General features: G+C 56.8%; 17 protein-coding genes. 13 read left to right on the top strand and 4 right to left on the bottom strand.

Going from position 1 to position 20,742, the window contains the following annotated elements; genetic code table 11:
- Positions 1-84: 84 nt before the first annotated feature.
- The 4 genes from G565_RS0102395 to G565_RS0102380 all read left to right on the top strand — a co-directional run bounded on the left by G565_RS0102395 (position 85) and on the right by G565_RS0102380 (position 2,697).
- Positions 85-1,299, top strand: coding sequence for a YeeE/YedE family protein (locus G565_RS0102395; RefSeq protein ID WP_028669545.1), 1,215 nt, complete (start codon positions 85-87; stop codon positions 1,297-1,299).
- 11 nt (positions 1,300-1,310) lie between these two features.
- Positions 1,311-1,505 (top strand): hypothetical protein, encoded by a 195-nt coding sequence (locus tag G565_RS0102390; RefSeq protein ID WP_028669544.1) that lies wholly within the window; start codon positions 1,311-1,313, stop codon positions 1,503-1,505.
- A gap of 133 nt (positions 1,506-1,638) precedes the next feature.
- A complete protein-coding gene (locus tag G565_RS0102385) occupies positions 1,639-1,971 on the top strand; it encodes an SMR family transporter (protein WP_028669543.1) in 333 nt (110 codons plus the stop codon).
- A 36-nt stretch (positions 1,972-2,007) separates the two neighbouring features.
- Entirely contained in the window at positions 2,008-2,697 is a 690-nt protein-coding gene (locus G565_RS0102380; RefSeq protein WP_028669542.1) for an aspartate/glutamate racemase family protein, read from the top strand.
- On the opposite strand, the gene G565_RS0102375 is transcribed toward G565_RS0102380, so the two are convergent.
- Positions 2,694-3,638: a GGDEF domain-containing protein gene (locus tag G565_RS0102375; RefSeq protein WP_028669541.1), complete on the bottom strand. Its 945-nt coding sequence runs from the start codon at positions 3,636-3,638 to the stop codon at positions 2,694-2,696. The genes G565_RS0102380 and G565_RS0102375 overlap by 4 nt on opposite strands.
- A gap of 433 nt (positions 3,639-4,071) precedes the next feature.
- Here G565_RS0102375 and G565_RS26270 point away from each other — a divergent pair, with 433 nt between their 5' ends.
- Positions 4,072-5,793 carry a S1 family peptidase gene (locus G565_RS26270; RefSeq protein WP_425413960.1) on the top strand — a complete coding sequence of 574 codons (1,722 nt, stop codon included), beginning with the start codon at positions 4,072-4,074 and terminating at the stop codon, positions 5,791-5,793.
- Positions 5,794-5,813: 20 nt separating this feature from the next.
- Here the strand turns inward: G565_RS26270 and G565_RS0102365 are convergent, their stop codons facing one another.
- Entirely contained in the window at positions 5,814-6,314 is a 501-nt protein-coding gene (locus G565_RS0102365; RefSeq protein WP_028669539.1) for a DUF7931 domain-containing protein, read from the bottom strand.
- 28 nt (positions 6,315-6,342) lie between these two features.
- Positions 6,343-7,362, bottom strand: coding sequence for a small ribosomal subunit biogenesis GTPase RsgA (rsgA, locus tag G565_RS0102360; RefSeq protein ID WP_028669538.1), 1,020 nt, complete (start codon positions 7,360-7,362; stop codon positions 6,343-6,345).
- 84 nt (positions 7,363-7,446) lie between these two features.
- Here rsgA and orn point away from each other — a divergent pair, with 84 nt between their 5' ends.
- The 4 genes from orn (at position 7,447) to G565_RS22605 (ending at position 11,871) form a co-directional block, all read left to right on the top strand.
- Entirely contained in the window at positions 7,447-7,992 is a 546-nt protein-coding gene (gene orn, locus G565_RS0102355; RefSeq protein WP_028669537.1) for an oligoribonuclease, read from the top strand.
- Positions 7,993-8,218: 226 nt separating this feature from the next.
- Entirely contained in the window at positions 8,219-10,087 is a 1,869-nt protein-coding gene (locus G565_RS0102350; RefSeq protein ID WP_028669536.1) for a methyl-accepting chemotaxis protein, read from the top strand.
- 110 nt (positions 10,088-10,197) lie between these two features.
- Positions 10,198-11,316: a DUF8173 domain-containing protein gene (locus G565_RS0102345; RefSeq protein WP_028669535.1), complete on the top strand. Its 1,119-nt coding sequence runs from the start codon at positions 10,198-10,200 to the stop codon at positions 11,314-11,316.
- A 42-nt stretch (positions 11,317-11,358) separates the two neighbouring features.
- Entirely contained in the window at positions 11,359-11,871 is a 513-nt protein-coding gene (locus G565_RS22605) for a P-loop NTPase family protein (protein WP_051207167.1), read from the top strand.
- A gap of 90 nt (positions 11,872-11,961) precedes the next feature.
- On the opposite strand, the gene acuI is transcribed toward G565_RS22605, so the two are convergent.
- Positions 11,962-12,945, bottom strand: a complete 984-nt coding sequence (gene acuI / locus G565_RS0102335; RefSeq protein ID WP_028669534.1) for an acrylyl-CoA reductase (NADPH) — start codon at positions 12,943-12,945, stop codon at positions 11,962-11,964.
- Between the two features lie 506 nt (positions 12,946-13,451).
- On the opposite strand from acuI, the gene G565_RS0102330 reads away from it, so the two are divergent.
- The 4 genes from G565_RS0102330 (at position 13,452) to G565_RS0102315 (ending at position 20,533) form a co-directional block, all read left to right on the top strand.
- Positions 13,452-15,482: a glycosyl hydrolase family 18 protein gene (locus G565_RS0102330; RefSeq protein WP_051207165.1), complete on the top strand. Its 2,031-nt coding sequence runs from the start codon at positions 13,452-13,454 to the stop codon at positions 15,480-15,482.
- Between the two features lie 185 nt (positions 15,483-15,667).
- A complete protein-coding gene (locus G565_RS0102325; protein WP_037337227.1) occupies positions 15,668-18,733 on the top strand; it encodes a glycosyl hydrolase family 18 protein in 3,066 nt (1,021 codons plus the stop codon).
- Between the two features lie 207 nt (positions 18,734-18,940).
- Positions 18,941-19,657 carry a YebC/PmpR family DNA-binding transcriptional regulator gene (locus G565_RS0102320; protein ID WP_028669531.1) on the top strand — a complete coding sequence of 239 codons (717 nt, stop codon included), beginning with the start codon at positions 18,941-18,943 and terminating at the stop codon, positions 19,655-19,657.
- Between the two features lie 60 nt (positions 19,658-19,717).
- Positions 19,718-20,533: a TlpA disulfide reductase family protein gene (locus G565_RS0102315; protein WP_028669530.1), complete on the top strand. Its 816-nt coding sequence runs from the start codon at positions 19,718-19,720 to the stop codon at positions 20,531-20,533.
- Positions 20,534-20,742: the final 209 nt, after the last annotated feature.

Genomic DNA, 20,742 nt, shown 5'->3' with positions numbered 1-20,742 from the left:
CAACACGTTCAGAAGCAGCGCCACAGGGCGCTGTTTTTGCGTCGTTACTTTCCATTATCACCCGGAGTCTGAGGACGTCGCCGTATGACTGTATCCACTGCACAGGTAACCGCGGAGCCCGCGGGTAAGTTTCCGAAAATTGACCGGTTTATCGTGTCGGTTTCTCTGCTCGGAATGGCGTTGCTCGCCAGTCTGATCTGGCTGGAAACCGCTCCGTTCCTGGTCGGCTTGTTTTTCGTCGGTGCCTTGCTTGGCATCGCCCTGTATCACGGTGCCTTCGGATTTACGGCTGGCTGGCGAAACTGGGTGGTCAGCGGTAACGGAACCGGCCTCAGAGCTCAGCTGTTCTTACTCGGGCTTGCCTGTTTGCTGATTGTGCCGGTTGTGTCCGGTGGTATTGAAGGCACGGCCGGTACCATTGCCCCGGTAGGCGTATCACTGGTTGTCGGGTCGTTCCTATTCGGGTTTGGCATGCAACTGGGCGGTGGCTGCGGGTCAGGCACCTTGTTCACAGTCGGTGCCGGCAACCTGCGCATGGTGTTGACCCTGGTGTTTTTCATTTTTGGGTCTGTTATTGGCACCTTGCACCTTCCGTTCTGGCTGGATGCACCCGGAACCGACCCGATTCAACTCGCCGCCAGTTTGGGGCCCTGGGGCGCCATAGCACTCCAGTGGGCTGTGCTGGCTGGCTTGTGGTGGCTGATTGGACGTCGCGAAAAACGGATGACTGGCAAAACCAGCCACGGTTTGCTGGAGCGTGACCGGTCGGTATCGGTTGTTCGTACCCTGCTGACCGGGCGCTGGCCGTTTCTGTGGGCAGCGGTTGTGCTGGCCGTGGGTAATTTGCTGACCGTGATTCTGAGTGGCACACCCTGGGGAGTGACCTTCGCCTTTGCGCTCTGGGGCGCCAAAATCGCTCAGTTCATCGGCTTCGACATGACCCAGGTTGAATTCTGGACCTGGGATTATGGCGCCCTGGCCCTGCGTGATTCTTTGCTGGTTAATGTCCCCTCGGTAATGAACTTCGGGTTGCTGCTGGGTGCCATGCTGGCGGCCGGAATGGCCAACAAGTACAACGCGGGCAGTCAGAACCCTTTGGTGTGGCGCTCGGTACTGGCGGCCGTCATTGGCGGTAGCTTGATGGGCTACGGCGCGCGACTGGGCTTTGGCTGCAACATTGGCGCTATGTTTTCGGGCATTGCCTCGGCCAGCGTTCACGGCTGGATCTGGTTTGCATCGGCCTTTGTCGGTTCGTTACTGGGCATCAAGGCTCGACCGCATTTTGGCTTGGGTAACTAAGGAGGCACGTCATGGAACAGATGTATAAACGCTGGCGTGTTGTGGTGATCATGATCGCGATTCTGGTGGCTGTCATGGCGGATCATCTGCGCAGCCCGACGTTTGCCTTCAATATGGGGCAGGGGGGCCAAACGACCTTGATGCAACGTGACCTGGGCGCCTGCGCACCCTGCGGGGCACCTTGTCCTTCCGCGCGCAAGGAATAACGCCACGGTGGTCCTGAATCCCTGAGGTGGCACTTTGGCAGGCGGATGGTGCGCAGAAGTTGGCCAGACCTGCAAGTCTGTTTCTTACCGGCGTAAGTGGTTACCATCGCCCGCTCACTGACCGGAGGTCCGTATGCAAAACTGGGTGTTTCTGAGCATTGCCATTATCGCCGAGGTGATTGCCACCTCGGCGATGAAATCCAGCGAGGGGTTTTCCAGACTCTGGCCGTCGCTGATTGTTGTGGTCGGCTACGTACTGGCCATTTACTTTCTGTCACTGACGCTCAGAACCATACCGGTGGGCATCGCCTACGCCATTTGGGCGGGCATGGGTATCGTGCTGATCGCCCTGACTTCCTGGCTACTCTATGGCCAGCGGCTCGACTTTCCGGCGATACTGGGTATGGGGTTTATCATTTTAGGTGTGGTCACCATCAATGTATTCTCTAAAGCCGGTGCCCATTGAACCTTGTGGTCAACGAATGGGAAAGGGAGGATGACGATGAAAACCATTGGCTTGTTGGGTGGCATGAGTTGGGAGTCGACGCAGACCTATTACCGCCTGCTTAACGAAAACGTCAGATCAGCACTGGGTGGGCTGCATTCAGCAAAAGTGATTGTGTACAGCGTCGATTTTGCCGAAATCGAAGCGCTGCAACACCAGGGGCAATGGGACGAAACGGCGACCATACTGTCAGCGGCGGCCCGGGCCGTCGAAGCGGCTGGTGCCGACGTATTGCTGATTGGCACCAACACCATGCACAAGGTTGCCGCTCAGATTGAACAGTCGATTGCCATTCCCTTACTGCACATTGCGGACGCAACCGCCCGGGTATTGCTCGACGCGGGCATTGAACGGGTTGGCCTGCTCGGCACCCGGTTTACCATGGAGCAGGCGTTTTATCGGGAGCGGCTCGAAAGGCAGGGCATCGAGGTGTTAACGCCAGACGCGTCGCAGCGAGAGCGGGTTCATCAGGTTATTTATGAAGAGCTCTGTCAGGGTGTTATTCGGGCCTCGTCAAAAACCGATTACCTGGCTGTGGTCGAGTCGCTTGCGAAACGGGGAGCTCAGGGCGTGATACTGGGCTGTACCGAAATTGGGCTGCTGGTTCAGCAAGCCGACACCCGGGTGCCGTTGTTCGACACAACACACATTCATGCTGAGCAGGCGGTGGTGTATGCCCTCGGTTAATCCGCATTGGAAGCGACAGTCACCCGGTCACGACCTGAGCCTTTGGACTCATACAAGGCTTTGTCGGCGGCATTGAGCAGCGTTGATATGGTCTCGTCATCGGTCACGGTGCTGGTCGCAACACCAATGCTCAGGGTGACATGGCCGACCTGGCTGGTTGGGTGAGGGATGGCCCGACTGCGGATGGTCCGCAGAATGCGCCGGGCCAGTTGAGTGGCCGCCCGCTCGTCGGCATCGACCATCAGAATCAGAAACTCCTCTCCGCCGATGCGCAATGGATAGGCCTCTTCCGAACGAAACCCGGACCGTATGAGGTCGGCAATGATGCGCAGGCACTCATCACCCTGCAAGTGCCCCAGGCTGTCGTTGTAGGGCTTGAACCAGTCGATGTCGATCATCAGCGCAGAGATAACCCGGTTTACGCCACTGAGTGTTAGCAATCGGCGCAGCCGGTCGAGCGCGCGGCGGTTCCCCATTTGGGTCAATGCATCAGTCTCGGCTTCTACCAGTGCCTGCTGGTACTCATGCTGCAACACGGTCGTCGTATTTTTTGCCCGGGTAATATCAACGCCAATGCCCAGAATCCCCAAACCCGGAATGATCGTTTCTGTGATCAGCAGCCAGTGACCATCGACGGTATCGATTTCAAATTGACGGTAAGGAACGCTGCCCCGGCGTTTCCGGGCATGTGACAGCCAGGTCTCAATATCGTCTGCCTCAATCAATAAGCCACGACCGGTCCGGTGACAGATTCTGATCATGTCACTCCAGGTGGGCGTTGAACCGGGGTCCAGGCAGGTTAGTTCATAGAACTGATCATTGGCATAGGCCAGATCATCGCTCTCATCGTAAAGAAACACCATCGATCCGCTGTCGTCAAACAACGGCTTGAGCGCAGGCAGTAACTCTGCGAGCGACGGTGATGACTGGGCTTGCTTCATAGCGTTCTGCTGTTCCTGTGGGCGGCTGTACAGTTGGGAAAATGACGACACAGCTACTTAGCAGGCTGTTGAGATTCGAAGAATTTCGGCGGCCTGCTATCGGAACATGGACGTTCCGGCAAAATCAATGACTGTTAAGTCACTGATTTTGTGAGAGAAGCAAAAATGGCAACTTTTGGATCTCGTGTGTTGAAAAAGGCAGGAAGCTTTTTTCAACAACCTGTTAGAGCATAGACGGCTACCGACGGACACGCTAATCCGGATTAGACCGATTTACCAACCCCTGATAATTCGCTCTGTTCATGGTCAGGTAGGGATCAGTGCATCAAATAGTGTTCCAAATTGCAGGCAAGTTCGCCTTTTGGGGCATTCGCGTGGCTGTGGCGCCCGGTTTGGATTATTCTTGGGGGTATTGTCTGGTGGGAGTAAGCATGTGCGTAGGATAGTGACAGCGGGATTGGTCTGGTTGGCTCTGGTTGGGGCTGGCGGTTTGGTTTGGGCGGAGGATATTCAGCCCCGGATTATTAATGGTAACCCGGTGACAACTGGAGATTATCTGTTTTTCACGTCGTTGCTCCTGGGGTATGAGTGGGAGGGCGGTATATCTGGCTCTCACTGGAACCCCGTTTGCGGGGGTTCTTATGTTGGAAATGACCTCGTGTTGACCGCTGCTCATTGTGTAGATGACATTAGTAATAGCACTGTGTTTGCAATTGCAGTCGGTAATAAATCGGATGATCTTGAATATGAGTTCTGCAAGCGACTGACTAACGTAAGCCCTGTTACCTGCGATACAACGGCCGATCTTGATTCCCCGCCTGGAGGGTTTGACGAAGACGATTTCACCGGCTTTCTCGCATTACCGGAAGGTTCGGGTGAAATACAACTTAGTAGCCCTAGATCGAAAATGTTGCTCCATCCCCGCTATGTTTCGGGGTCGTTCAATAATGACGTTGCGATAATATACTTAGGGCAAGGCGCTGGAAGTGGATTCGAAACAGACAAAGTAGGGCTTGCAGCATCAGCAAGTCAATGGAATAACCTGTTTAACAATCCGGTCACTGTTATTGGGCATGGCAATACCGATACCATATCGAACGCAAATGACACTAGTGTGGAAACCATACCTAGCGCTAAGTTGCTGGAAGTTGCTGTAACTGCGAAGAGCGATTCAGCCTGCGATGGGTACGGGTCGAACTATGTTGATAGCACGATGCTGTGTGCGGGTGACCCTGAACCATTTAATCCAACGCTTGGGAAAGATTCCTGCCAGGGCGACAGTGGTGGGCCTTTGTTTAGCGGTAGTGTTCAACTTGGCATCGTCAGTTGGGGCGCAGCCTGTGCCTCGGCTAACGGCGTATACACCGACGTTGCAGCAATGCGGCCCTGGATCAATGCGGCTTCCCGGAATATTCTGAACGACTACGATTTCCCCTTATCCGTTAATTTCGGCACCGGATCCGAAACGCTGTCGTCTTCACGAAGCTGGACGTTCAAGAATACCTCGGGTAGCTCAATCACCCTCGGCAGTTTCTCGTTCTCACAGCTGCCCACTGGCCTGAATATGATAGGGAACGGGTGCGTCGGTTCTTTGGCGAACGGTGCCAGTTGTACGGTTCAGTTTGAAGCCAATATGTCCGATGTCGGCAATTACCGGCGGCCCTTTCAGTTTCAGGCTGGCAGCGAGCTGCTTGAGGTGACACTACTGGCCTCGGTATCGCGGGCAACCGGAGGCAGTCGATTCTCGGGCGGGGGGGCACTGTCACCCTGGTTGGCGCTGTTTGCTCTGCCACTGGTGCTGTTCCGAAAAACCAGAAAAGGGCCGTTGGCGTTGATTCTGATGTCGACACTGGGTCTCGCCGCCTGCTCGTCGAACCCTTTTCAATCCGAACCACCCGAGGTCGTTTTCAACCCCACCATCAGCGACCAGGGCCTGGAGTTTTCCGTCATCTCGACCGGCTGCACCCAGGAAAACCATTTGTTGCTGAGGGTCAAAGGCGATGAAGTGGAGGTGGTTCGAACCGAACCGGATATGTGCCGGGCTGCACCTCAGCTAAAGCGGTTTGTCATGCCGTTGCCAGAGCAGGAGTCCGTCTGGCATCTGGCTAACCCGGTACGGTATTCGAACCGGGTGAGTCGTGAAGCACTGAACTGACGGTTACGCCATCAGACAACCTACAGCGCCAAATGCCGGAATTCCGGTGATTCATCACTGTAGCGCCAATATTGCTCGAACACGTCGAGTTGTTGGCGCACGGTGGCGCGGTCATCGTAGTGGGCGAAGCCAGTGTAGCCCGTCTCTGAGTTGCGATACACCAGGCCGCTGCGGTCGCTGAGTACAAAGGTGCCCTTCATCGGTTCGGCGTCGAGGATCTCGGGTTTGATCACCCGAATCTCAATGCGCGACAGGCGCTTGATCAGGTCGAGCCAGGCGTGGCGGCCCTTAACCACAGGGGTGGGTTCACTGATCAGGATACGGACCGTGCTGCGCCGGTTGCTGATCGCGAACTGGCGCAAGGCGGTGGTGAGGGCTTCGTTGCCTAGCCAGTCCCGGTCGAGGTCGGTGCTCAGCACAGTCAACTCCCGGCTGGTCTGGTTGATCAGCTCTCCGGTGTGTTCTATGAAGTCATCCAGGGTGTTCAGTCGAATCACGCCAGTGTCATTGCGCTCGGTCATGATGGTGAGCTCCCGCGTTACTGAATTGTCACTTTCGCATCGATACTTCGTTCAGTGAATCCCGAATCGACAAAAAGCTGCGATAGCGCCTGGGTAGCAGTTTACCGGATTCCACCGCCGCTCGTACCGCGCAGCCGGGTTCCGTTTCGTGAGCGCAGTCACGGAATTTGCACCGGCCGGCGGCATCGTCGAGCTCAGGAAAGCCCTGAAACAAACTGTCGGTTTCAACGTGCCAGAGGCCGAATTCGCGAATGCCCGGGCTGTCGATCAGATTGCCGGCACCGGGTATGTGATAGAGCGCGGCTGTGGTGGTGGTGTGCTTGCCCTTGCCGGTGGCCTCTGAGATGGCGCCGACCCGAATCACTTCATCGGGCAGCAGGGCGGCGATGATGGATGATTTGCCGACGCCCGACTGACCCACAAACACTGAATTACCATCGGCTACCAGGGCGCGAATGGCCTGCATGCCCTCTTCGGTTTGGGCGGATACGGCGTGGGTCTCGTACCCCAGCGCTTTGTATTCTTCCATTTCCCGCACCATGTCGGGCGCCTGGTCGAGCTGGTCCGATTTGTTGAGCAGAATAATGGGGTGAATATCATCGTGGGCGGCGGCTACCAGGTAGCGGTCGACCAGGTTGGCCGGGGTGCGCGGCGTCGGCGCCGCGACGATGATGATCCGATCGATATTTGACGCCACCGGGCGCAACTGACCGCGTGAATCCGGCCGGCTGAGCAGGGTGCGGCGTTCTTCAGTGGCAACGATGACGCCGCCCTCTTGCGGGTCTGGTTGCCAGATCACCTGGTCGCCGGTGACCAGCGGTGGCAGGTTGCTGCGTTTGTGGCAACGGACGGTGGTACCGTCTTCGGCCTCTACTTCGGTGGTGATGCCGTAATGCGCGATGATGAGCCCGCGCCGAGCCTCGCCCAGTTCACCGCCTTCCAGTTGGGATTCAATTTTGTCGGCCTTCTTTTGGGCGCGAGCCAGTCGTTCATCCTGGACTTTCTGAATACGGTGCTGTTGCTGACGGGTCAGCTTGCGTTTACTCATGAATCGACGGTGCTTCTCTTAGGTTATACTCTGGGAACATTCTACTCCCTAAACCCCTTTCGGGGGCACAAAAGGCTATTTGGCATGGATAAAAAAACCAATTTGATCTGGGTTGACCTGGAAATGACCGGTCTGAACCCGGATACCGACCGCATTATCGAGATTGCCACGGTCGTGACCGACAAGGACCTGAATGTTCTGGCACAAGGCCCGAATCTGGTGGTACATCAGAGTGATGAAGCGCTGGATGCCATGGATGAATGGTGCACCACTCACCATGGCGAGTCCGGCCTTACTCAGCGGGTAAAAGACAGCACGCTGTCGGATGCCGCTGCCGAGGCCGAAACCCTGATGTTTTTGAAAGAATGGGTTGAACCGGGTGCGTCACCGCTGTGTGGCAATTCAATCTGGCAGGACCGTCGGTTCCTGGTTCGCTACATGCCGTTTCTGGATGCGTTTTGCCACTACCGCAATATTGATGTCTCCACTCTGAAAGAGCTCGCCCGCCGCTGGCGTCCCGAGGTGTTGGATGGTTTTCAGAAACAGGGCAGTCATCGTGCGCTGGATGATATTCTCGAGTCTATCGGCGAGTTGAAGCATTACCGCGAACATTTTATCCGGTTGGGTTGAGCGGCCTGCGCTCTTCTGTGGCGCCCATTGGCGCTGCACTGGTATCTACTCTAAAAAGATGGTGAGTTACTCTCACTCACCGTTCAGATTTTCCCGCGAAACCGCTTTATATCCTGCACTCCTACCAATAGGGGAGTGCTCTTGCACCCGCTCCGGTAAAGACTGTGGCTAAACCACAATAAGCTCACGCTGCGCGCCTGTGTAACCGCTGTATCCGGGGATCCTGATGATAAAAAACCTCTCTTTTCGTATGAAACTGGCATTGCTGCTGGTGACTACTTTGCTGGGCCTGGCGATTCTGTACGGTGTCGCCTTCCGGGGAATTACCCAGCAACAGATAACCCATGATCAGTTGCAGCAATTGAACCGACAATCTGCACAGCTGGACCAATTGACGATTATTGCCATGCAGCTCGGGGATCGCATGGAACAGCTCGACGAAGCCGGATTTGAAACCTTTGTAACCGATGTGAGCTCCTACCTGAATCAAGTGCAGGATCTGCGTTCCGCAAGTGTTCAACTGGACATCGGGCTCAATGATTTTTTTGATGCGTTTTCGGCGTATCTGACCGCAATTGAAGCCCTTGCCATTCAGGCTGAACAAGTGGGGCTGACGCAAACGACGGGCCTGAATGGCGCCTTGAAAGCCCGCGGTGATGAGTTGCTTGAAAGGGTCGGTTTCCTCAGTGCCATTCGTCAGGCGTTTGCCGAGGTACGTAATCTTGAGTTTGCGTACATCAGTGATCCCGGTGAGGCACGCTATGAAGCCGTAGTGGCCGGCTTCAATGCCTACATCAACCAGATGGTTGCGATGACCATTGAAGAGCGGTTTCAGGAACCGAACCAGGCCTACCGCGATCTGCTTGAACAGCACCGGGTGGCCACTCGTGAATTGGAGGCCTATCAAACCACCGTTACCACTGCACTGGCGCAAATGGAAAGCCGGCAGGCCGAAGTGCGCGCCAATCTGGATCGCCTCATTGATCAGGCGAGTACGGAAGCAAGCCGGAGTTCCCAAACGGCTACGCTGTTGCTGGGCGGCGTCAGTCTTCTGCTTGGCGTGATCATGTTGTTGGTCGTGGGCTGGATTACCAGCAGCGTTCGTCAGACCTTGCAGGGCATCACTGCGGATCTGAACCGGGTTAAAGAAGGCGATCTTAGTGCCCGGCTGTCGGTTAACGCGCGCCGCAACGATGAATTCGATGCGCTCAGTCGCTCGGTCAATGTGATGACCGAAGGCCTGGGCCAGTTGGTTGCCCAGGTTGCTGCCTCGGCGAGACAGTCGACACGTACCATGGAACAACTGGACAGGGAGACGCGTCAGCTGGGTCAGAGCAACCAGCAGATCAATGACCAGGGTCAGTCTGTCGCTGCAAGCACTGAAGAAATATCGACCACGCTCTCGGCGATAACGGACGCCACCCGGCAGTTGTCCGGGCAAGTGGCGCAAACTCTGCAGTCGGCAAGCGATGGGGCGACCACCTTGCAAGAAGCGGTAACTGGCCTGAAAGAAACCTCACAGGTAGTGGCTAATATCGAACAAAAACTGAATAAACTGGAGTCGCTGTCATCCGATATCGACTCGGTACTGGACATGATCAATAACCTGGCCAGCCAGACCAATCTTCTGGCGCTCAACGCGGCCATTGAGGCGGCGCGGGCTGGTGAGGCCGGGCGTGGCTTTTCGGTGGTCGCTGACGAAGTGCGCACCCTGGCTGAACGTACTGTCGATGCGACGTCACGCATCAACACCATTGTCGATGACATTCAGGGTTTCACGCGGGAGGCCATCAGCGTCACCGAGACCGGGCGTCAGCATCTGGTTCAGGTTGAAACCAACAGTGAGAATGCCGAAAGAGCCATCCAGACCATCGAGCAGGACGCCCGCCAGAGTGCTACGGCGGCTGATCAGATGCTGCACTCGATTGAGGAGGTCGACAAGGCTGCCAGCCAGATCAGTCAGGACATGGAAGGCGTTGCCAGTCGCCTGCATGACGACAGTGAAGCGTTGCAGCGGGTCCGCGGACAGGTAGGCGAGGTGTCCGCCCAGTTACAGAACCTGGACCAGCATGCGGGACGCTTCAGAGTAGAGTAGCCAGATGGGGCATTCATGCAGGTGGCATTGCATGCATCCCGGACTCTGACTACATTGTGACGCACGATTCGAATGCAGGGACACCGGTACTGCATCAAAGGAGAGAGTGTGTGAAGCATTTCTGGTTAAAGATCAGCCTGTCGCTGGTTGTGTGTGTTGCCGTTGGCTCCGCAATTGCGGCCAGTGTGAGTGGTGACACCGTCACAATAAACGAAGTCGTTGCGGAAGATCTGTATGTGGCCGGTGAAACCGTGGATGTTCAGGCCCGGGTCGACGGCGATCTGGTTATTGCCGGGCGTAACCTTGTATTAGGCGCCAGGGTTAACGGCGATGTGCTGGCTGCAGGCGAGATGATAACCCTGGCGGCACCGGTAACCGACGACGTTCGAATGACCGGACGCAGGCTTGAGGTTAATGATCTGGTGGGAGGTCACCTGGTGGCGGCGGGTGATGTGCTGCGCCTGGGGCCGGATGCCGACGTGACCGACTGGGCCTGGCTTGCGGGTCGGGACATTACCATTGAGGGGGCTGTTGGTCCCGGTTCGCGACTGGCGGGTCGCGCGGTGACGATTTCCGGAACAGTCAATGGTGACCTTACCGTCTATACCCGGCAACTGATTCTCACTCCGACAGCCAGTATTAACGGCAACCTGACGATTCATACGGCCAATGATCCGCAGATAGATGACAATGCCCGGATCACGGGTGAGATAAGTGTCCGGATTGACCCTGAACAACAACCTGACCCTGAATGGAGCCCGGGGTTTGGACTCTTTGGCGCGTTACTGGCAACAGTGACCGCAGTGGTCGTTTATTTGCTGTTCCCCAATTTTATGGTAACCGGAGCAGACCGACTGAGAGCCTCACCGTTCAAGAGCCTGGGCCTGGGCTTGTTGACTTTAATCCTGACGCCGTTGATCGTCATGCTGCTCTTTGCAACCGGATTGGGTGCCGTGCTGGGACTGGCCTTGCTGGCTTTCTACCTGCTGATGCTATTGCTGGGCACGGTCACCGGCAGCGTCTTTCTGGCGTCGTTGGGCTTGCGCCTGACAGGAAAGGACGAGTCGGCCGCCCGAACGCTGTCTGCGATAGCCGTGGCACTGGCGGTCATAGTGGTTCAAGTGATTCAAATGATCCCGGTCGCGGGTAGTTTGCTGACGCTGGTGCTGTTTCTCGCGGGGTTTGGTGCAGCCGTTGCGACTGTTTGGCGGCGATATCGGACGGCGTGATTTAACATTGCTGTTGCCAATGAGGAGCAAGTGGATGAAATCATGCAAAAAGTAACCATTATTGGGAATGGAGGAGCCGGGAAGTCGACATTGGCGCTGGTTTTGGGAAAAAAGCGACAGTTGCCGGTCCATCATCTGGACCAGGTTATCTGGAAGCCTAACTGGCAACCCGTTTCCGAAATTGAGTTTAAGCAAGCTCATGAAAAACTGATCGCCGGAGAATCTTGGGTCATAGAGGGGGTTGGCTATGATTCAACCATTGCTAAACGGTTCAAGCGTTCTGACACCATTATTTATATCGATTTCCCCATTCCAGTCCATTTTTTCTGGGCAATTAAACGCAGCATAAAATCGTTGTTTTTAAAGCCCGAAGGTTGGGCCGCCGGGTGCCAGCCGGCCACCAAGTTGCATCACATTCTGCGAATTATCTGGGATGTTCATCAGACCACTCGCCCTTATTTGCTGTCATTGCTGGCCAGGCAAAACCGGGACGTTGCTATTCATCACTTGCGCAGTCCCCGGGAACTGAACCGGTTTTATCAAACCCATTGCTAGCAAGTCATGGGCTCTTATCCATAGCTGGCCGGTAGCTTTGGACGCGTGACAGCCAGCGAAACCGGAGCAGCGACCGCACTGTTCTGCGGGTCAGTCCAGTGTTACCACCACCCGGCCGCGCACCTTGCCTTCCAGCAGCAGAGCCGCGGTTTCAACGGCGCTTTCCAGGTTAATGGTCGTGGTGATGGCATCGATGTCCTTTGCGGTTAGCAACTCGCTCAAACGGCGCCAGGCCTCAATGCGATCGGCCTTGGGTCGCATGACACTGTCGATTCCCGCCAGCGTGATACCACGCAGGATAAACGGCGCCACCGTGGCTGGCAGGTCCATGCCCTGAGCCAGGCCACAGGCCGCAACCGTGCCACCGTATTGGGTGCTGGCCAGCACGTTGGCCAGAGTATGGCTGCCGACCGAATCGACAGCCCCGGCCCAGCGCGGTTTTGCCAGTGCACGGCCGGGCTCGGAAAGCGCTTTCCGGTCGATGATGTCCTGTGCACCCAGTTGACGCAGGTAGTCTGCTTCCTGGGGACGGCCGGTCGAGGCGACCACCCGGTAGCCCAGGCGGGAAAGCAGTGAAATGGCGTAACTGCCGACGCCGCCATTGGCGCCGGTGACCAGAATGTCGCCCCGGTCGGGCGTTATGCCATGCTGCTCCAGTGCCATCACACAGAGCATGGCGGTATAGCCGGCCGTACCAATGGCCATGGTTTGTTGGGCGGTAAAAGCATCGGGTTTGGCAATCAGCCAGCGGCTGTCCAGCCGCGCTTTCTCAGCCAGGCCACCCCAGTGTTGTTCGCCCACCCCCCAGCCGTTTAGCACAACGGCGTCGCCGGGTTTGAACTCATCTGAGCTGGAGACCTCGACAATGCCAGCCAAATCGATACCCGGCACCATGGGAAAGTGTTTAACCACCGGCCCTTTACCCGTGATGGCCAGGGCGTCTTTGTAATTGAGCGTGCTGCAATCGACCTTTACCGTGACATCGCCGTCTGGTAGTTGGGCCTCATCCAGCTGCTTCACACTTACCCGCTGTTGGCCTTCTTCATTTTTCTCTATAAGCAACGCTTTAAACATGGTTTACCTCACTGTGCTTGCGGTCTCTCGCGGCATTGGCGCGCGTGCAGATTTCGCACGACTTTGCTGGCGGCTATTGGCGCATCGCCGTCCCGAAACGAGGAGTGTATCAGGGCGCTTTCGTATTGATCCGGCGGGTGCCGCCGTTGGCTGTCTGTTCGTTTTCAGGCCGAACGCCACTTCGCGTTGAAATGTCACGGTCAGAGTCCTGACTGTAGCTCACTTACACAGACTGTGTGCAGTGGTTTTAGGGTCTATATTGGTATTATTTTTAGTGACGATCTGCTGTTTTTAAAAAACGAATGATTATCTGTAATGTAATTAATTTCCGAAAAAAGTGCGAATCAGTCGACAAAAATAGAAGGTTTTACTTTTTGAGCCACCCATCTGCATGGTTATATTTTGATCATCGATCTGATAATAGGTATTAGATTGGTTCTAATGATGCGAATGAGCTAAGCCCACTTAGCCAACTCTTAAAACAACAACAGATGCAGGTTCATATCATGACACATCAACGACTGTTTATGGGTGCCGCCGGTACCTTGCTGAGCGCCGGCCTCATGGCTGCCCCCGCCCAGCCCAGCATTGGCTGGATGCCATCCAGCCTCGACAGTGGCACCAATACCACCATTGCCTGGGATATCTGGTGGGGTGAGAACGGGTCGTCCTGGACACTGTCCGATAACGGCTCGCCGATTTGCCAGAGCAGTCTCACCCGCAATGATCCCGCTGCCCAAAACGGCAGCTGCACGGTCGATCTGGCTGCTGGCAGTCATCAATTGGTGGTGGAGCTGTGTAACGACAGCGGTTGCACGGCCAGTAGCCCTACCCCGGTCAGTGTTGCCGGAACCGGTGATGGTGGAGGTGATGGAGGCGATGGAGGCAGCGGTACACTGCCCAGTGCACCGATGCTGGGCTCGCTGAGCGATCAGACGCTGTCGGATGGCGCCGTCAGTTTCACCGTCGGGTGGAACATGTGGTGGGGCGAGAATGGCTCTGAATGGCGATTGCTGGAGAATGGCGTTGAGATTCATTCTGCCAACCTGGCCGCCAATAGCCCGAGTGCCCAAAGCGACACCGTGGGTGTCACCGTGACCGAAGCGGGGAGCTACAGCTATCAGGTCAGTTTGTGCAGCAGCGCCGGGTGCACTGACTCGGCCGCAACAGCAATTACGGTAAGCGCCGGCGGTAGCGGCGGTGGTGATGATTCAGGAGATTGGGATCCTGCTGACCTCGATATGACGGGTTGGCCACACCCGCTGAAGCAAAACAACCAGGCCTATGACACTGGCGCCAGCGGCAAGCAGGTCGGTGCCTATTTTGTTGAATGGGGAATATACGGTCGCGATTATCAGCCTTCGGACATCCCCGCGGAGAACATCACCCACCTCTATTACGGCTTTATCCCGATTTGCGGGCCAAACCAGTCGTTAGCGGACGCCAACCCGGGCGGTTATAGCGCCTTGCAAAGCCAGTGCGCCGGTAAGCAGGATTATGAGGTTGTGGTACACGACAAGTTCGCCGCCCTGGAAAAGTCATACCCCAACGACAGCTGGGACCAGCCGGTGCGCGGCACCTTCGCGCAAATGTACCGGCTGAAACAGGCGCATCCAAACGTCACCATTTTGCCGTCGGTCGGTGGCTGGACGCTGTCTGATCCGCTGTACGACATTGGCACCGACCCGGCCGCGCGTGAGGTCTTCGTCGAGTCGATGATTGCGTTTATCCGCAAGTACGACTTCTTTGACGGTATCGATATCGACTGGGAATTTCCCGGTGGCGGTGGTGCCAACCCAAATCTGGGCAGTTCGGAAGATGGCCAGGGTTTCGTGACGTTAATGCAGGCGTTGCGCGTGGCGCTGGATGAGCTGGAAGCGGAGACTGGCCGCGAATATCAACTGACCGCTGCAATGAGCGGGGGCGTTGAGAAACTGCAGGCCGTCGGTGATGGCTGGGCTGACGCGGCTCAGGTGATGGATCACATCAACCTGATGACCTACGACTACTACGGCGCCTGGAACGGCGTACTGGGCCATCAGACCGGCCTGTATCCGGCGCAAAATGCAGCAATGCAAGGGTTCAGTGCTCACGAAGCCGTGCAATACATGCTGGGTCAGAATGTCTCGCCACAGAAGCTAAGCCTGGGTGTTGCCATGTATGGCCGCGGCTGGAAAGACGTGACCGGTGGTCAGCCTGGTGACCCCTTTGCCGGCAGCGGCGGCGGCCCGATTGAAGGCAGTTGGGAAGCCGGTATTCAGGATTACAAGGAGATTGAATCTGACGTGATGGGCGGTCCCTCCGGTTCGGGTGTTAACGGCTACGAGGTCTTCTGGGACGACATTGCCCAGGGCAGCTACGCCTGGAACTTTGCCGACGGCAAGCTGCTGACGTTCGACACACAGCGATCCGTCGAAGCCAAAGGCCACTACGTGCTGCAAAACAATCTTGGTGGTCTTTTCGCCTGGGAAATCGATGCCGACAATGGGCACATTCTGAATTCCATGAACTCAGGGCTTGGGCACTCGTTGCAGTAAAGCCTGCCATTCGTGCGATAGCCCTCTGCCGAGTGGCGAGGGCTCAATTTTTACGGGTTGTTGAAACAGGCCTCATGCCTGGTGCGGCGTTTCAGAAAATCCTCGCCCGGGTTGTCATTCGGGCTGGAAAGTATCTGGCGCTGCACCCCGACGACCGTCACATAACAACGATAAGTGGATAAACCATGACCATTAACCCTACTCTGAGCGCGGTGCTGGGCGGCCTGTTAACGGCCGGCTCGGCAGCGGCCTACGATTGCAGCGGTCTCCCCGACTGGGATGCCGCCACAGCCTTTAGTACCGGTGATGACGTGCAATACAATGACGTAGCCTACCAGGCCAACTGGTGGACCCAAAACCAGAACCCGGCAGAACACAGCGGAGACTACCAGGAATGGAGCAGGCTCGGCGTTTGCGACAATGCCGACCCCAACCAACCGCCAAGCCTGTCGCTGACCGATCCGATCGCCGGCTCTTACCCGGCGGGTACCCAACTGACCCTGGCCGCCAGCGCCAGTGATGTCGATGGCACGATTGCCAGTGTTCGCTTTATGGCGAATGGCACAACGGTCGATACCCTGAATCAACCGCCGTACAGCACCGTCTGGACGATCACCTCCGGTGAGTACACACTCACCGCGCGCGCGACAGATGACGACGGCGCGACCTCACAGGCCAGCGTCATGGTCACCGGTATTGGGGGTAATGCAGCACCCAGTGTCAGTCTGACCAGCCCTACAGCCAACGATGCCCCGCAACTGGGCGATACCGTTTCTATTGCCGCCCAGGCAGAGGACAGTGACGGCGAGATCACCTCAGTCGAGTTCTTCGTTGGCGGTGCCAGCGTCGGCATCGACACCCTTGAACCCTACGGCATCAACTGGACGGCCCGGGAAGGCGATTACAGCATCTTCGCCCGCGCTACCGATGACGACGGCGCGACGACCGACAGTACGGGCGTCGAGCTCAGTATCGGAGACGGTCCGGTCGTTAGCGGCTGCCGGCCAGAGGGCTTATACCAAACCGAAGGTGTTGAGGTACCCTATTGCAGCGTCTATGACGAAGCAGGCCGTGAGGACTTGGGCGACACCCACAGCCGCCGTATTATCGGGTATTTCACCTCCTGGCGAACGGGCAAGAATGGTCAGCCGGCTTACCTTGCCAGTGATATCCCCTGGGAGAAGCTCTCTCACATTAATTACGCGTTTGCCCACATCAACGACCAGAATGAATTGTCCGTCGGAGACACCAACAACCCGGACAACCCAGCTACTGGCCTGACCTGGCCTGCTGTGCCGGGCGCCGAGATGGACCCGAACCTGGCCTACCAGGGCCATTTTAACCTGCTGAATCAATACAAAGAGCAGCACCCACACGTGAAAACGCTGATTTCGGTTGGCGGCTGGGCCGAAACCGGTGGCTACTTCGACAGTACCGGTCAGCGCGTCGACAATGGCGGTTTCTATACCATGACCACGCACGCCGATGGCAGTGTGAATCACGCTGGCATCGATACCTTTGCCGACTCGGCCGTCAATTTCATTCGTACCTACGGCTTTGACGGGGTCGATATCGACTACGAATACCCAACATCGATGAGTGGTGCGGGCAACCCGCTCGACTTCGACTACGCCGATAACCTGCGCGGTGACCTCTGGCGTTCCTATCAGGTGCTGATGAGCGTCTTGCGTGAAAAGCTTGACCAGGCCGGCGCCGAAGACGGCCAGCACTATATGCTGACCATTGCCGCACCGAGCTCGGGTTACCTGCTGCGCGGCATGGAGGATTTCGATGTAACGCCCTACCTCGACTACGTCAACATCATGACCTACGACCTGCACGGTGCCTGGAATGAATACGTCGGGCATAATGCGGCGCTTTACGATACCGGCAGCGATGCGGAACTGGCATCGGCCAATGTCTACGGTACCGAACAATATGGTGGTATCGGCTACCTCAACACCGATTGGGCCGTGAAGTATTTCCGCGGGGCTATGAGTGCCGGGCGCATCAACATTGGCGTGCCTTATTACACCCGCGGCTTCCGGAACGTTCAGGGTGGTATAAACGGTTTGTGGGGCTCGGCTGAATTGCCCGATCAGACAGAGTGCCCGACCGGTACGGGCGTTAACAGCCCCTGCGGTTATGGCGCGACAGGCATCGACAACCTCTGGCACGACAAAGATGAAAGTGGCAACGAAATGGGTGCCGGCTCCAACCCGATGTGGCACGCCAAAAACCTGGAAGCCGGTATTGTTGGCCAGTATGTCAATGACTACGGGTTTGCCCCCGACATGAACCTGACCGGTACCTACGAGCGTCACTATGACAGTCTGGCTGAAGCCCCCTGGTTGTGGAACGAGAACACCCGGGTCTTCCTGAGCACCGAAGACGAGCAATCCATGAACGCCAAGGTGCAGTACGTCATTGATCAGGGCGTTGGCGGTATCATGTTCTGGGAGTTGGCGGGCGACTACGGCTGGTACCCGGAGCGGGGCGACAACGGCGAATACTACATGGGCACGGCTCTGACCGACATCGCTTATAACGCCTTCGCCGGGGCTGCCGGGTACGACACCGAGCAGAGCACCAACCTGGCGCCGCCCGTCGAGGTCATCGATGTCAGGGTCGGGATCAGCGATTTCAAAGTCGGCGATAACAACTACCCAATCAACCCGACACTGACGCTAACCAACCACACTGACGTCGAGATTCCCGGTGGCACTGAAGTCCGTTTTAACATGTCGACGGCCACATCCAGCGATATTTCCGATCAGAGTGGCGCTAACCTTGCGGTACTGGAAGACGGCAGCAACGCGGCAGGCAATAACATCGGCGGGCTGGACAACACCTTTCACCGGGTCGGGTTCACGCTACCGGCCTGGCAATCCCTTGCCCCGGGGGAATCTATCGACATCACGCTCAACTACTACCTACCCGTTGCCGGCCCGGCAGGGTACCGCCTGCACCTGGGCGATAACGAATACGGACTGGCGCAAGAACACCCGAATCTGCCGGTTGTCACGCCTGAAACCGGCGGTGGAGACGGGGGTGGCAATGGCGACGGTGCTTGCGACGCCTCGGGCGTCAACGCTTACCCGGGCTTTCCACAACTCGACGCTAACGGAAACCCCAGCCATGCCGTTCAGGGTGACCGCCTCACCCATGAGGGCAGTCTGTGGGAAGCCAGTTGGTGGACCAGCGCAGAGCCGGGAACCGACGCATCATGGAGTGACGTCTGCGCGCTGTAAAATGAAAACAGTAGTACCTCTACGACAGGCCGGCCTGGCATTAGCGCGGGGTCGGCCTGTTTTTCGTATTATCAGTTGGAAAAGAAATACGGTAGCCTGCAATTATCGGTTAGCCGGGAACATGCCCGGGTTGGCGACCGGTCTAGTGAAAACCCGCAAATACGACTAGAATCGCCGTCCATCGATTAACAACCCGGTATTTTTCTCATGGGCAGAGCCTACCAGAACAAAAAAGAATCCATGGCCAAGACTTCGGACATGAAAGCCAAGGTCTACAGCCGTTACAGCCGCGAAATATACATGTGCGCCAAAGCTGGCGGTACAGAGCCAACTGGCAACCTGGCACTGGCCTCCCTGTTGGAGCGTGCCAAGAAAGAGCAGGTGCCAGCCCATGTGATCGACAAGGCCATTACCAAGGCGGCCGGTGGCGGTGGGGAAGACTTTGCCGTAGCACGCTATGAGGGCTTTGGCCCCGGCAATACCATGATCATCGTCGACTGCCTGACGGACAACCCTAACCGGACTTACGGCGATGTCCGTACCTGCTTCAACAAAGTGAAAGCCAAATTGGGTGCCTCGGGTGCGGTAAGTCACCTGTTTGACCACAGTGCCATTTTCAGCTTTTCAGGACCGGACGAAGATGCCGTGCTGGAAGCGTTGGCTGAGGCCGATGTCGACGTCACTGATATCGAAGCGGAAGAGGGCACAATCACCGTATTTGCCCCCCATACTGAATTTGCCAAGACTCGAAATGCGCTAAACGCCGCCTTCGAAGGACTTGAATTTGATATTGAAGAGGTTCAGTTTGTTCCGCAGATGACCACGCCGCTTGAGGGCGTCGATGTTGAACAGCTTGAGAAAATGCTCGACTTGTTGAACTATCTGGACGATGTGCAACACGTCTATCATAACGCTGAATACTGACCCTATTTTTGAAGCGGGAGTGTCCTGTCACTCCCTGGCTAACAGGACACTCGTTTTTCCATGACCTCAGTCATTATCGGCCCCTTCAGTCTGCCCATCGGTTACATCATGCTCATGCTGGCGTTTGGCATCGCCATACTCGTTGGCAGCCTGGTCGGTCGACGCACCCGCAGTTCAGTCGTGTCGAAACTGGGCGATATCTTTCTGGTTACCGTCGTCTTCGCACGGGTGGGGTTCATCGCGCTTTACTTTGAATTCTACCGGGATGACTGGTTCGGCATGATCGACATCCGCGATGGCGGTTTTGATCCCTGGTTTGGCCTGGCAGGCACGGTGCTGATGGCGGCGTTCTGGTACTGGCGCCATGCCGATGTGCGCAAGCCACTGGCTATAGCGGTGAGTGCGGGTGTGGTGGCCTGGCTGGGCATCTGGAGCGGGGTACAGATGGTCGGTTACCCCAACGCCGACGTGCCGGATCTGGAACTGGTGGATCTGCAGGGGCAGCCGCAAAACCTGGCCGTGGTAGGCGCTGGCGGGCCACGTGTGGTGAATCTGTGGGCGAGCTGGTGCGGGCCTTGTGTGCGTGAAATGCCGGTGCTGGAGGCTGCCCAGGAAGAGTACCCGGAAGTGACCTTCATCTTCGTTAACCAGGCCGAGAGTCCGGCCCGGGGGCTGGCGTTTCTCAACGAACAGGGACTGAATCTGCGCCACAGCCTGTTTGATTTGCGAGCCGCCATGCCCGCCCTGATCGGCAGCCGGGGCCTCCCCACTACCCTGTTTTACGACGCCAGCGGCACCTTGATGGACACCCATGCCGGCGAGCTATCCAGGGCGACCCTGGCACAGGGGCTGGCGCGGATTCTGCCGGACGAGTAGTGGCATGAGTTGGACATTCGCGTTCAATAAACTACGAATCATCCAAGGACCGCCGGGTGCGCCTACTGAAGGCCGTTAGACAACATGGATGTTGTCTTCGAGCCCCCAGGGATGGGTTCACGGCGTGCCTTCAGTAGGCGTGCGCGGCGGTCCGTCTGGCACCCAAGCAAAGATTACTGATTTGGCAAATTATTCGGCGAATGTCCAAC

Origin of the sequence: Saccharospirillum impatiens DSM 12546 (assembly GCF_000423605.1) — a bacterium.
Lineage (GTDB): Bacteria > Pseudomonadota > Gammaproteobacteria > Pseudomonadales > Natronospirillaceae > Saccharospirillum > Saccharospirillum impatiens.
Note: the sequence above shows the minus strand (reverse complement) of the source record. Positions and strands in the feature narration are given on the sequence as shown.

Coding starts and splice junctions, on each gene's coding strand:
- G565_RS0102395 (WP_028669545.1), top strand. CDS start 85: ATGACTGTATCCACTGCACAGGTAACCGCGGAGCCCGCGGGTAAGTTT.
- G565_RS0102390 (WP_028669544.1), top strand. CDS start 1,311: ATGGAACAGATGTATAAACGCTGGCGTGTTGTGGTGATCATGATCGCG.
- G565_RS0102385 (WP_028669543.1), top strand. CDS start 1,639: ATGCAAAACTGGGTGTTTCTGAGCATTGCCATTATCGCCGAGGTGATT.
- G565_RS0102380 (WP_028669542.1), top strand. CDS start 2,008: ATGAAAACCATTGGCTTGTTGGGTGGCATGAGTTGGGAGTCGACGCAG.
- G565_RS0102375 (WP_028669541.1), bottom strand. CDS start 3,638: ATGAAGCAAGCCCAGTCATCACCGTCGCTCGCAGAGTTACTGCCTGCG.
- G565_RS0102365 (WP_028669539.1), bottom strand. CDS start 6,314: ATGACCGAGCGCAATGACACTGGCGTGATTCGACTGAACACCCTGGAT.
- rsgA (WP_028669538.1), bottom strand. CDS start 7,362: ATGAGTAAACGCAAGCTGACCCGTCAGCAACAGCACCGTATTCAGAAA.
- orn (WP_028669537.1), top strand. CDS start 7,447: ATGGATAAAAAAACCAATTTGATCTGGGTTGACCTGGAAATGACCGGT.
- G565_RS0102350 (WP_028669536.1), top strand. CDS start 8,219: ATGATAAAAAACCTCTCTTTTCGTATGAAACTGGCATTGCTGCTGGTG.
- G565_RS22605 (WP_051207167.1), top strand. CDS start 11,359: ATGCAAAAAGTAACCATTATTGGGAATGGAGGAGCCGGGAAGTCGACA.
- acuI (WP_028669534.1), bottom strand. CDS start 12,945: ATGTTTAAAGCGTTGCTTATAGAGAAAAATGAAGAAGGCCAACAGCGG.
- G565_RS0102330 (WP_051207165.1), top strand. CDS start 13,452: ATGACACATCAACGACTGTTTATGGGTGCCGCCGGTACCTTGCTGAGC.
- G565_RS0102325 (WP_037337227.1), top strand. CDS start 15,668: ATGACCATTAACCCTACTCTGAGCGCGGTGCTGGGCGGCCTGTTAACG.
- G565_RS0102320 (WP_028669531.1), top strand. CDS start 18,941: ATGGGCAGAGCCTACCAGAACAAAAAAGAATCCATGGCCAAGACTTCG.
- G565_RS0102315 (WP_028669530.1), top strand. CDS start 19,718: ATGACCTCAGTCATTATCGGCCCCTTCAGTCTGCCCATCGGTTACATC.